The sequence below is a fragment of the Aquamicrobium sp. LC103 genome, assembly GCF_001014615.2.
Lineage (GTDB): Bacteria > Pseudomonadota > Alphaproteobacteria > Rhizobiales > Rhizobiaceae > LBCQ02.
This window is the reverse complement of the sequence record NZ_LBCQ02000005.1, coordinates 91,933-104,410: the sequence shown is the minus strand read 5'-3', so window position 1 is coordinate 104,410 and position 12,478 is coordinate 91,933. Positions and strand designations below refer to the sequence as shown.

Annotated in this window: 11 protein-coding genes; 1 reads left to right on the top strand and 10 read right to left on the bottom strand. The window is 62.1% G+C overall.

Annotated features, from left to right (window positions below; all coding sequences use genetic code 11):
• Positions 1-756, top strand: coding sequence for a cytochrome c3 family protein (locus XW59_RS11145; protein WP_047145218.1), 756 nt, complete (start codon positions 1-3; stop codon positions 754-756).
• Between the two features lie 88 nt (positions 757-844).
• Here the strand turns inward: XW59_RS11145 and XW59_RS11140 are convergent, their stop codons facing one another.
• The 10 genes from XW59_RS11140 to XW59_RS11095 form a co-directional block, all read right to left on the bottom strand.
• Positions 845-2,278, bottom strand: coding sequence for an aldehyde dehydrogenase family protein (locus XW59_RS11140; protein ID WP_047145329.1), 1,434 nt, complete (start codon positions 2,276-2,278; stop codon positions 845-847).
• Positions 2,279-2,358: 80 nt separating this feature from the next.
• Positions 2,359-3,267: a 5-dehydro-4-deoxyglucarate dehydratase gene (kdgD, locus tag XW59_RS11135; RefSeq protein WP_047145219.1), complete on the bottom strand. Its 909-nt coding sequence runs from the start codon at positions 3,265-3,267 to the stop codon at positions 2,359-2,361.
• Between the two features lie 76 nt (positions 3,268-3,343).
• On the bottom strand, positions 3,344-4,549 hold the full coding sequence (locus tag XW59_RS11130; RefSeq protein WP_047145220.1) for a pyridoxal phosphate-dependent aminotransferase: 1,206 nt from the start codon (positions 4,547-4,549) through the stop codon (positions 3,344-3,346).
• Positions 4,550-4,616: 67 nt separating this feature from the next.
• Entirely contained in the window at positions 4,617-6,254 is a 1,638-nt protein-coding gene (locus tag XW59_RS11125; protein WP_047145221.1) for a hydantoinase B/oxoprolinase family protein, read from the bottom strand.
• Between the two features lie 14 nt (positions 6,255-6,268).
• The gene (locus XW59_RS11120; RefSeq protein ID WP_047145222.1) at positions 6,269-8,359 is read right to left on the bottom strand and encodes a hydantoinase/oxoprolinase family protein; all 2,091 of its coding nucleotides are present in this window, start codon (positions 8,357-8,359) and stop codon (positions 6,269-6,271) included.
• Between the two features lie 171 nt (positions 8,360-8,530).
• Positions 8,531-9,376: a transporter substrate-binding domain-containing protein gene (locus tag XW59_RS11115; RefSeq protein WP_047145223.1), complete on the bottom strand. Its 846-nt coding sequence runs from the start codon at positions 9,374-9,376 to the stop codon at positions 8,531-8,533.
• Between the two features lie 39 nt (positions 9,377-9,415).
• Positions 9,416-10,066, bottom strand: coding sequence for an amino acid ABC transporter permease (locus tag XW59_RS11110; RefSeq protein ID WP_047145224.1), 651 nt, complete (start codon positions 10,064-10,066; stop codon positions 9,416-9,418).
• A 10-nt stretch (positions 10,067-10,076) separates the two neighbouring features.
• Positions 10,077-10,745, bottom strand: a complete 669-nt coding sequence (locus tag XW59_RS11105; RefSeq protein WP_047145225.1) for an amino acid ABC transporter permease — start codon at positions 10,743-10,745, stop codon at positions 10,077-10,079.
• Positions 10,746-10,759: 14 nt separating this feature from the next.
• Entirely contained in the window at positions 10,760-11,515 is a 756-nt protein-coding gene (locus tag XW59_RS11100; protein ID WP_047145226.1) for an amino acid ABC transporter ATP-binding protein, read from the bottom strand.
• A 24-nt stretch (positions 11,516-11,539) separates the two neighbouring features.
• The gene (locus tag XW59_RS11095; protein WP_047145227.1) at positions 11,540-12,013 is read right to left on the bottom strand and encodes a RidA family protein; all 474 of its coding nucleotides are present in this window, start codon (positions 12,011-12,013) and stop codon (positions 11,540-11,542) included.
• Positions 12,014-12,478: the final 465 nt, after the last annotated feature.

Sequence of the window (12,478 nt, the reverse complement as noted above, 5' to 3'; positions counted from 1 at the left end):
ATGTGGCTGCAGCTCAAGGCCGCCACCTTATGGGCCTGGCGCATACTGGCGACGCCGGCCGCGACGCTGAGCCTGGGTTTCCTTACGCTGGGCGGTTTCATCGGCGGCGTGATGTTCTGGGGCGCGTTCAACACGGCCCTGGAACTGACGAATACCGAGCAGTTCTGCATCTCGTGCCACGAGATGGAAACGAACGTCTATGAGGAACTTACCCGCACGATCCACTTCTCGAACCGTTCAGGCGTAAGGGCATCATGCCCCGACTGCCACGTTCCGCACGAATGGACCGACAAGATCGCCAGGAAAATGCAGGCGTCGAAGGAGGTCTGGGGCAAGATCTTCGGCACCATCAACACACGCCGCAAGTTCCTCGACCACAGGCTCGAACTTGCCCAGCATGAATGGGCGCGGCTCAAGGCGAACGACAGCCTGGAATGCCGAAACTGTCACTCGTCGGTTGCGATGGATCTGTCCAAGCAGACAGAACGCGCCGCGACGATCCACACGCGATACCTGCTATCGGGACAGGCAACCTGTATCGACTGTCACAAAGGCATCGCCCACGAGCTTCCGAACATGGAAGGCGTCGATCCCGGCTGGAAAGTCCCGCCTGAACTCGAAGGAAAAACGCTCCCGGCCGCGTCGGTGTTTGACGAACTCGAGCAACTTGCCCGATCTCCGCACCGGATCATGTGGAATCTGGATGACGCCGCAGACCCCGCCGCTTCGCAGGTGGTGGAAACGACTAAGGAATAGCACCGGACTATCACGAGATTCTGTTACAAGCTCGGCGCCGTCTCTGAGCAGCCGGGGCTTCCCCGCCCGCGAGCAGCGTGGAAAGCCGTCACCCAAACGTATAGGCGGTTTTCACCACGGTGTAGAATTCGCTGGCATACTTGCCCTGCTCGCGCGGCCCGTAGGACGATTGCTTGCGGCCGCCGAAGGGCACATGGAAATCGACGCCCGCCGTCGGCAGGTTCACCATCACCATGCCGGCCTCGGCATGGCGCTTGAAATGCGTCGCATGCTTGAGGCTCGCCGTGGCGATGCCGGACGACAATCCGAAGGGCGTGTCGTTGGCAATGGCGAGCGCCTCGTCATAGTCCCTCACCCTTATCACCGCAGCGACCGGACCGAAGATTTCCTCGCGCGAAATCCGCATTCGGTTCGTCGCCTCGGTGAAGAGCGCCGGCTGGAGATAGAAGCCGGGCGTGTCGCGGCGCGCAAGGTCGCCGCCGAAGGCAAGCCTCGCGCCCTCCCGTTTGCCGATGGCGATATAGTCGACGTCCTGGTCGAGCTGCTTCTGGTCGACGACCGGGCCGATATGGGTGTCGGCCTTCAGCGCGTCGCCGACGACGAGATGCTTCATCCGTTCGCCCATTGCCGCGACGAAGCGGTCGTGGATCCCCTCGGTGACGATCAGCCGCGAGGAGGCGGTGCAGCGCTGGCCCGTCGAGAAGAAGGCGGAGTTGACCGCCGCCTCGACGGCAATGTCGAGATCCGCATCGTCAAGGATGACGAAGGGGTTCTTGCCGCCCATCTCGAGCTGGAACTTGCGGTTATGCTCGATCGATGCGCTGGCGACGCGCTTGCCGGTCACGGTCGAACCGGTGAAGGTGATGGCGTCGACATCCGGGCTGTCGAGCATCGCCTGGCCGACAACCGAGCCCTTGCCCATGACAAGGTTGAGCACGCCTTTCGGCAGGCCGGCACGGTGAAGGATGTCGACGATCGCATGGGCGCAGCCGGGCACCAACTCGGCCGGCTTGAAGACGACGGTGTTGCCATAAGCGAGCGCCGGCGCGATCTTCCAGGCAGGAATGGCTATCGGGAAATTCCACGGTGTGATGATGCCGACGACGCCGACCGGTTCGCGGCTGATCTCGACCCCGATGTTCGGGCGGACGGAAGGCAGCGTCTCGCCGGAAAGGCGTAAGGCTTCGCCGGCGAAGAAATCGAAGATCTGGCTGGCGCGCACCGTTTCTCCGATGCCTTCCGCGAGTGTCTTGCCTTCCTCGCGCGAGAGCAGCCGACCGAGCTCGTCCTTGCGGGCGAGAATCTCGTCGGCGGTCTTTCTCAGGATCGCATGCCGCTCGAGGATGCCGGAGCGCGACCAGGCCGGGAATGCCGCCTTCGCGGCCACGATCGCCGCCATCGCATCCTCGGCGGAGGCTTGGGCATAATCGCCCACCACGTCATTCGTGTTCGACGGATTGATGTTGTTGATCGCGTCCGATCCGACCCATTCGCCGGCTATCAGGTTCTGGTGGATGGTCATGAGTTCTCCGGATTCCAAGGCGGCGGATATGGGCGGCAGGTGGAACGCCCTCATCACGGAGATGAGGGCGCTCCGTTTGTTCACTGACGCTTGTGTTCCCCGATCAGGGTTTCCAGCACCGACATTTCCTCCGCCGTCAGATCCTGCAGTGGCGGACGAACGGGACCGGCATCGAAGCCCTGCAGGCGCACGCCTGCCTTGATGGCCGACACGGCATAGCCCTTCGCGCGGTTGCGGATCGCCATGAACGGGTAGAAGAAATCGATCAGGATTTCCTCGCACCTGGTCCGCTCCCCGGCGCGCAGCGCCTTGTAGAACTCCACGGCCAATCCCGGCACGAAGTTGAAAACGGCCGAGGAATAGGTGGTGAACCCGGCGCCGAGATAGGCTTCCGCAAAAAGCTCCGCCGTCGGCATGCCGCCGAGATAGGTCAGGCGATCGCCCATCTTGGCTGTGATCTGCCGGACGAGGCCGATGTCGCCGGTGCCGTCCTTGAAGCCGACGAGATTCGGACATTCGTCGCAAAGTCGCGCCAGCGTATCGGCCTGGAGAACGGAATTGTCGCGGTTATAGACCATCACGCCCATGCCCGTCGCCCGGCACACCGCCTTGATGTGCCGGTAAAGGCCTTCCTGCGGCGCATCGATCAGGTAGTGCGGCAGAAGCAGGATGCCGTCGGCTCCGGCTTTTTCGACCGCTCTGGCGATCGATACGGCCACGTCGGTGCCATAGCCGCAACCGGACACGATCGGCGTCTTGCCGGCGGCTTCCTTGGCGACGCGCACGATCTGCGGAATTTCCTCCGGCGCGAGCGAAAAGAACTCGCCCGTGCCGCCGGCGGCAAACAGAGTTGCCGCCTCGAAGCCGGACAGCCAATTGACATGCTCGCCATAGCTTTTCGCATTGAACCTGCCCTCCGCATCGAAATGCGTCACCGGGAAGGAAAGCAGGCCGGCGCCGAGCACATGCTTCAGTTCTTCAGTTTTCATGGGTGTAACCCTCCTTTGAAGGAAGCATCGGAGACGGTTGAAGCTTCCTGGTTGATCTGGTTGCCGAAAACATTTCTCAGGCCTTGATTGACCGCACCATCGCGGCAAGGCGCTGGCAGGCGCCCTCCAGTTCACGGTCGGACGCCGCGATCGACAGGCGGATGAACCCGGGAGCGCCGAACGCCGCGCCCGGAACGCTCGACAGACCGAACTCCCGAAGCAGGTGCGAGGCGAAGGTCGTATCGTCGGAGATGACCTCCCCGGCTGCCGTCTTCCGGCCCAGCAACCGGCCGACGCCGATGAAGGCATAGAAGGCGCCGTCGGGCGGCGTGAAATCGATGCCGTCGATCTCGACCAGCCGTTCAGCAATGAGCTTCGCCCGACCGGCGAAGGTTTTGGCAGCCGTGGCTACGAAAGCCTGATCGCCGTTCAGCGCGGCAAGCGCCGCAACCTGCGCGACGGTCGAGACGGAAGTCACGCTTTGCGACTGCATCTTGTTGAGTGCCGCGATCAGGCTCTTCGCGCCGGCCGCATAGCCCACGCGCCAGCCGGTCATCGCATAGGCCTTGGAGACGCCGTTGACGATGAGCGTCCGCTCTCGCAGCTCCGGGCAGGCCGACGCGAAGGATATGAAGGGCACGTCCTTCAAGAGGATGTGCTCGTAGATTTCGTCCGAGACGATCAGAACCCGTGGGTGACGTGCAAGCACTTCAGCAAGCGATCGATACTCGTCGGCGCTGTAGATCGCCCCTGTCGGATTGGACGGCGAGTTCAGCATCAGCCAGCGGGTCTTCGGCGTGATCGAAGCCTCCAGCGTCTGGGCAGTGATCTTGAAGCCGGCGTCCGGCCCGCAATCGACGTAAACCGGCTCGCCGCCATGCAGTGAGACGATGTCGCCGTAGGATACCCAGCACGGCGTGGGAATGACGACCTCGTCGCCCTGCTCCAGCGTCGCGAGAAACACGTCGAACAGGATCTGCTTGGCGCCATTGGCGACCATCACCTCGTCGACGGCATAGTCGAGCTGGTTTTCCCTCTTGAACTTGCCGACGATCGCCTGGCGCAGGCTTTCCATTCCCGCCGGAACGCCATAGCGCACCCTGCCTCCGCGAATCGCGGCGCAGGCGGCATCGGCGACGTGAGCCGGCGGCTCGAAATCCGGCTCGCCGAGCGACAGATCGATGATGTCACGGCCTTCAGCCGCCAGTTTCTTGGCGGTCATCGCGATCGCCATGCTCGGGGACGACTTGATACCCGCAGCGCGCGTGTTCTCGAATTTCATCTCCGGTTCCCTTCAGGTTTCGCATTGGGCCGGACGACGCTCACGTTTCGCCCGGCCTCCGGGAGGATTACCTAGCGACGACGTAGTCGAAATCCCTGTCGCGCCTGGCAGCGGCCGGATCGCGTTTGTCGGCCGGGCCATAGCCGCCACCGCCAGGAAGCTCGAGGATGAGCCGGCGCCCTGCCGGCACATGCTGACGTCCCTTGGCGGCAAGGCGCGTGCCGTCATCGAGCAGCACCGCACCGGGCGAACCGTTCTCGCCGCCATTGCGACCGCGCGCCGGATGCTCGATGCGGTCGAACATCGCATTGAAATGCATCTCGTGGCCCTCCGTCGGCGAAATTTCCACCACCTGGCCGAGACCGCCGCGAAACTGGCCGGCGCCGCCCGACCCATCGCGCAGTTCCTTGCGCCAGAAAATCACCGGACCGACATGTTCCGTCGCCTCGATCGACATCGAATGCACGCCGCTCGGGAATGCCGTGGCGCTCAGGCCGTCGAGCGTCGAACGCGCACCGGCGCCGCCGCTGTTGAACAGAAGCACCTCGGCGCGCTGCCTGCCGTCGACTGGTGCCTTGTCGCCTTGAAGCGGCCGCACGCTGACATGCAGGTTCCAGAGAGCGCCCGCCCCCTCGGCCGGCACGCGACCGGGCAGCATCTTGTGAACGGCACCCAGCACGGCGTCGGGAACGAGATGGCCGAGAACGTGACGCACCGAGACAGGCGCCGGATGCTGCGCATTGAGGATGCAGTCTTCCGGCGCCGTGACGCGAAACGGCAGGAGCGAAGCGTGGTTGTTGGGGATCTCCGGCGCGATCGAGCACTTCAGGCCGTAGCAGGCATAGGCCGCGGAATAGATGATCGGGCAGTTGATGCCCTTCGGGCTTGGCGGCGACGTGCCTTCGAAATCGGCGACGATATGGTCCTCCGCCACGTCGAGACGAACGGCGATGTCGATCGGCGAACCGTAACCGTCGACGCGCATCACATTGGAATAGGATCCCTTCGGCAGCGCCGCGATCCGCTCCAATGTCGCATCGTAGCTACGCTTGAAGATGAAGTCGGCCAGCATTTCCAGATCGGCGAGATCGAATTCCTCCATCATATCCATCAGGCGACGATGGCCGATTTCGTTGCAGGCAGCGAGGGAATAGACGTCGCCCACCACCTGATGGCTTTCGCGCACATTGTTGCGAAGGATGTTGACGAGGTCGTTGTTGACCTTGCCACGCTCGGCGAACTTCATGATCGGAACGAAGATGCCCTCTTCGTAGACCTCGTTCGCGTCCGGGCCAAAACCGCGGCCACCGACGTCCACCACATGCGCGGTGCAGGCGAAATAGCCGACCAGGACGCCGTTGCGAAAGCTCGGCGACACGACGGTGAAGTCGTGAAGGTGGCCGGTGCCCTTCCACGGATCGTTGGTGATATAGACGTCGCCCTCGAAGATGTTGTCGGGCCCGATGTCGCGGATGAAATGCCCCACGGCCTCGGCCATGGCGTTGACGTGGCCGGGCGTGCCGGTCACCGCCTGGGCGATCATCTTGCCGCCGCGGTTGAACACCCCGGCGGACAGATCGCCAGATTCACGCACGCTGGTGCTGAAGGCAGTGCGGATCAGCGTGACGGCCTGTTCTTCGACCACGGAGATCAGCCGGTTCCACATGATCTGCATGCGGACGTCGGAAAGCGCATTGGTTTTCATGGTTCCTACTCCGTTCAGGCGGCCTGCTTGGCGCACACGAGCAGGCAGCCATCGGCCTGCATGACGACCTCGCGGCTCGCCGTGACGATGGTCGAGGTTTCGCGTTCGGTGATGACGGCGGGCCCGGCGACCCAGTCGCCCGGCTTCATGTCCTGGCGGGAAACGATCGCCGCCTTCTGGAAGCTACCTTCCTGGACATCGAATATTTCACGCGCCCCGCGGGCGATCGCGGCTGCTCCCTTGGCGGTCCTGCCGATGCGTTCCGGCGGAATGACCTTCGAGCTGGCTCGCAGCGACCAACTGACGATCTCGACGTCGAGCCCATCGATGGTGCGGCCAAAGAAATGTTCATATTGCTGGTCGAACAGCTCGCGAAACGAAACACCGTCGCCATCGGCATAGTCGCGCACCTCGATCGTCACCGGCACTTCCCAGCCCTGGCCGACATAGCGCATGTAGGCCGTGCATTCGAGATCGGGCTCCGCGTCCGGCGCGCCCGACCGGACGAAGGACGTCGCCTCCGCGATCAGGTCCGAGATGGTCTGGTTGATCGCCTTCGCGTCGAACCGGCTCAGACGGCTATAGGCGCTGCGGACGGATTCGAAACCGAAGGGCGCGCGCAGGAAGCCGATGGCCGAGCCGACGCCCGCGCCGGGCGGGATCACCAGCTCCGATATGCCGAGCTTCTCGCAAAGCCGCGCGGCATGGATCGGCGCCGCCCCACCGAAAGCGATCATGGTGAACTCCGAGAGTTCCTTGCCGTTCTCGACCGCATGCATGCGGGCGGCGTTGCTCATGTTCTCGTCGACCACTTCGCTGAGCCCGTAGGCTGCCGTCGCGACATCGGTATTCAGTCTGGAGGCGACCCCGTGATCCATCACGGTGTCCGCGGCCGGACGGTCGAGCCTCATCGTGCCGCCGGCAAATTCGTCGGCGTCCAGACGACCGAGGATCAGGTCGGCGTCGGTGACCGTCGGATTCTCGCCGCCGCGGCCGTAGCAGGCAGGCCCAGGCTCGGAGCCGGCGCTGTGCGGCCCGACACGGATCTGACGCATGCCGTCGACGGTTGCGATGGAGCCGCCGCCGGCGCCGATCTCGACCATTTCGATCACCGGAATGGAGATCGGCATGCCGCTACCCTTCTTGAAGCGCCAGGTGCGGGCGACCTCGAAGGTTTTCGACGTTTTCGGCGTCTGCTTCTCGATCAGGCAGATTTTCGCCGTCGTACCGCCCATGTCGTACGACAGGACCTGATCGAGACCGTAGCTGCTCGCGATATGGGCCGCGAAGATCGCCCCCCCGGCAGGGCCGGATTCCAGGAGGCGAACCGGGAATTCGATCGCGCTTTCCACGCTGATGATGCCGCCGCCGGAATGGATCATGAAGACCGAGCAGCTTGTGCCTTCTTTCGTCAGCCGGCCGACCAGGCGGTTGAGATAGGAGGCCATCAGCGGCTTGACGAAGGCGTTGGCGCAGACCGTGTTGAAGCGCTGGAACTCGCGCATCTGCGGCGAGACTTCCGACGAGATGGAAACGGAAATATCCGGCTTCCTCGCCAGCAGGCGTTCGCGCACGGCTCGTTCATGCGCATCGTTGAGATAGGAGTGGATCAAGCCGATCGCCACGCTCTCGTAGCCGGCTGCAACGATGCGGTCGCAGAGAGCGTCCACTTCGTCAGGATCCAGCGCCTTGAGAATGGAGCCGTCGGCACCGATACGCTCGTCGAGAACGAAGCGTTCGTTGCGGGAAACCAGCGGCGCCGGCAGCACGATGTCGAGATCATACTGCTCGAAACGGCTTTCCGTGCGCATCTCTATGACGTCGCGGAAGCCCTTCGTGGTGATGAAGGCCGTTTTCGCTCCGCGGCGCTCGATCAGCGCGTTGGTGGCAAGCGTCGTGCCGTGAATGATCGTGTCGATCTCGGAGAGCGCCACTCCCGCGATGTCGGCAACCTGGCGGATTCCCTTGACGATCGCGTTCTCGGGGAACGAGTAGTCCGTCAGTACCTTGATCGAATGGAGCGCGGCGCCTACCTCCATCGCAACGTCGGTGAAGGTGCCGCCGATATCGACACCGACCCTGATCTGCTTGCCATCTTTCGTCATTTTCTTGCAGTGCTCCATAAGCGAGCTGTTGTTGCGCCGCCCGGTGAGGCTTGACTTCGACGTGCAGCGGCCAGTCTCCGCCCGCGAACGGGCGGAAGCCGTGAGCTCTTCGGTTGTTGATTGTTCTGGGGCCCCGCGCGGCGGCTTGCGCAGTCGCGCAGGGCCAGAGCGTTACTGCTTGCCGGTGAAATCGATGCCCGGCAGCGTGATGGGCAGATCGGCGCGTTCCACGCCAATCCACTTTTCGTAGAGCGTGTCGAGAGAGCCGTCCGCGGTGTGACGGGTGACGAAGTCGGTGAGGAAATCCAGCATTTCCTGGTCGCCCTTGCGCACCGCCATACCCTGGAAATTGTCCGCCACCTTGTATTTGCGCTCGTATGTCGCGCCGTGACCTGTCTGTTCGATGACGAGCCCATAGGTGACGCTGCCGAGGATCGCGTCGACTTGCCCGGAGAGAAGCGCCTGAACCGTGGTGGCATCATCGTCGAAGCGTTTGATTTCGGTGTTCGGCGGAGCGGCCTTTACAAGGACCGGTTCGAACACGCTGCCGCGATTTACGCCGATGACATAGTTGCCGAGATCCTCGTTGCCCGTGATCTCCGCATCTTTCTTCGCCCAGACGGTGATGTCGTTCGACGAATAGGGGATGACATACTGGATGACCCTGGCGCGCTCTTCCGTGATCGTCATCGACGGGACAAGGAAATCGACATTGCCGTTGACGAGCAGCGGAATGCGGTTCTGGCCGGTAATACGCTCGAACTTCACATCGACGCCGAGTTCCTCGGCGATAAGCTTGGCGATCTCGATGTCGAAGCCGTCGTTCTGGCCGTTCTGATCGATGAAACCCCAAGGAAACTGATCCATCTGGACGCCGACGACCGCCGTGCCCTTGGCCTTGATCTCGTCCGGGGTGACGGCATCGGCGTCGGTCGCGAAGGCGGTCGCCACCAGCAGGGCAGCCGCGAGACCCGACAGGACCCTGGAACATGAACTGGTCAGTGCTGAATTGAACATATTGGTACCTCTGTTGGCTTTGGTTGTGCGTTCTTCTTGTCATCGGGCGGCGTTGAGGCGCCGCTCGACTCTTGCGCTGAAGTAGGTCAGGGGTAGGCAGATGAAGAAGTATACGAGCCCGACCGCCCCGTAGACTTGCAGGGGTTGGAAGGTGATGTTCGCCATGAGCTGGCCCGAGCGGGTAAGCTCGGTGAGGCCAAGCAACGCCGCCAGCGCCGTGCCCTTGATCAGGTTGACCATGAAGCCGATGGTGGCGGGAAGGCCGATGCGAAACGCCTGCGGCAGAACCACGTCGATCATGCGGTGAAAATAACCGATGCCCAGCGCACGGGCGGCCTCGCTCTGGCCGGCGGGCACCGCCTCGATGCTGCCGCGCCAGATCTCGCCGAGAAAAGCGCTGGCGTGGAGCGACAATCCGACGGTCAAGGCCACCCAGATATCCACCTTGAGGCCAAGCAACGGCATGCCGAAATAGACGAAGAACAGTTGGACCAGCAGCGGCGTGCCCTGGAATATCTGGATATAGACCGCCGTCAGCCCGCGCAGCAGCGCCCACTTGCTGGTGCGAGCCAGTGCGACCGCGAGGCCGAGCGCGCCGCCGCAAGTGAAGGCGAGGAGCGAGAGAATGATCGTCCAGCGGGCGCCTTCCAGAAGAAAAAGGAACTCTGCGAAACCAAATTCACGGATCATCGCTTCCGCCTCACTTTGTCGGATAGGAGAAGTAGGATCTGCCGATGAATTGCAGCGCGACGGAGAAGAACTGCGACAGCAGGAGATAGATCGCGCCCAGCACGAAATAGATCTCGAAGCTGCGGAACGTCTGCGCATCGAGGGTTTGTGCCATGTAGGTCAGCTCTTCCGCTGAAACCGACGCAACCAGGCTCGAATTCAGCATCATCAGGATGAACTGGCTGCAAAGCGCCGGGTAGACGGCACGGATCGCCGGGCGGAAAACGATGAAGCGATAGATGTCGATCGTGTGCAGGCCTAGCGCCCTTCCCGCCTCGACCTGGCCGGGCTGGATGGACTGCACACCGCCGCGCACGATCTCCGCGGCATAGGCCGCGCAGTTGAGCGACATGGCGAGGATGGCCGCTTGTTCGCCACCCAGTCTGATGCCGAGCACCGGCATGCCGAAATAGATGAAGAAGACCTGCACGAGAAACGGCGTGTTGCGGATCAGCTCGATATAGGCAATCGCGACCGTGCGGAGAGGAGCGAACCCGCTCATGCGCATCAGCATGAAGATGATCCCGAGCGTCAGCCCCGCAACCATCGAGATCGCCGACATCCGGAGCGTCTGGATGGCGCCGTCCAGGAACATGGGCCAGGCGGAGAGAACCGGAGCGAAATCGAAGGAATATTGCATCGACCGCCTCCGCCCTAATGATTGAGGATCTGGCTGAGGAACGCCCTGGTGCGCTCGTGGCTCGGATTGCTGAAGAACTCCTCCGGTTTGGCGCTTTCCATGATCTCGCCGCGGTCCATGAAGATGACGCGATGCGCGACGGCCCGGGCGAAACCCATCTCGTGGGTGACGCAGATCATGGTGATGCCGTCGTCGGCGAGCGAGACCATCGTGTCGAGCACTTCCTTGACCATCTCGGGATCGAGCGCCGAGGTCGGCTCGTCGAACAGCATGATCTTCGGGTCCATGCAGAGCGCGCGGGCGATCGCCACGCGCTGCTGCTGGCCACCGGAAAGTTGCGCGGGATATTTCAGCGCCTGCTCGGCGATATGCACGCGCTCCAGATGGCGCATGGCCTTTTCCTTGGCCTCGGCCGCGGATGACTTGCGCACCCGGCGCTGGGCCAGCATGCAATTTTCAAGCACCGTCAGGTGGGGAAAGAGGTTGAACTGCTGGAACACCATGCCGACATCGCGCCGGATATGATCGACATTCGAGCCTTTCTGGTTAAGCCGGGTACCGTTGACGACGATCGTGCCCTCCTGGATTTCCTCCAGGCGGTTGATGCAGCGGATGAGAGTGGACTTGCCCGAACCCGACGGACCACAGAGAATGATGTGTTCGCCACGAGCGACGCTTAGGTCTATGGCCTTCAACACTTGCAGCGAGCCATACCATTTGTTGACTCCGATCATCTCGATGGTTTTTCCGGCGTTCGCGGTATCGCCCATAGGCAGTTCCCCTTCCTGTCGTCTTCAGGACTTTGTTGCGACTTCAAATACGGCATCGACCTCGACGGACGAGCCGCGCGGAAGCGATCCGGCGCCCAGCGCCGTGCGCGTGTGGCGTCCCTTTTCTTCGAAGATTTCAACGAGCAGGTCGGAAGCGCCGTCAATGACAGCCGGATGGTCCCGGAAGTCTTCGGGCGCGTTGACAAAGCCGCGAAGCTGAACGCAGGCCTCTACCCGATCGAGATCACCATCAAGAGCGGCATAGACCCGAGCCACGAGGTTCAGCGCACAAAGCCGGGCCGCTTGATAGGCGTCTTCCGGGGAAATGTCCCGCCCGACGACTCCAACGAAGTGCTCGACCCCGTCGATCCTCGGGATCTGACCCGAAACGAACAGAAGATTGCCGGCCAGCCGATAGGGAATGTAATTGCCCGAAGCCGGGGCAATCGAAGGCAATGCGATTCCGAGCTTGGAGAGGCGTGCGGCGACGTCACCCATAGCAGTTTCCACCTGATTTTTGCGTGCGCCACAAAGCGCGAGATTTCGTTCCCGGAGCCGTTGCGCCCTCATCCACTCAAGGACGGCGTCGGCTCTCTTTTCTAGAGGCCGAAATTATCGAAATAGTATCTCTTGTCAATAAGGAAGTTAGAGATACTATCTCTATGCAAACACTCGCAAGCCGTCACCAAAAAATCTTTTATTTCAAATTACTAGCCAGTTCCATTTGGCGGAATCCCATACTAAAGTTCGCAACCGTCGGAAATTTTTTTGAGTCCGATCAGGAGAAAAACTGGTACGGCACGCCACTTTCCAGGCGCTCTCACTGATGGTGTGCGCACTCTTGCACGCTCATTCTGCGCATGGAGATAGCATCACATTGCAAGGTCGTGATACCTTGTCAGAAAGGCAGAGAATGCCTATCAGTCGGGCATCGCGTGAAGAATGCGAAGCAGTTAGCGGGTG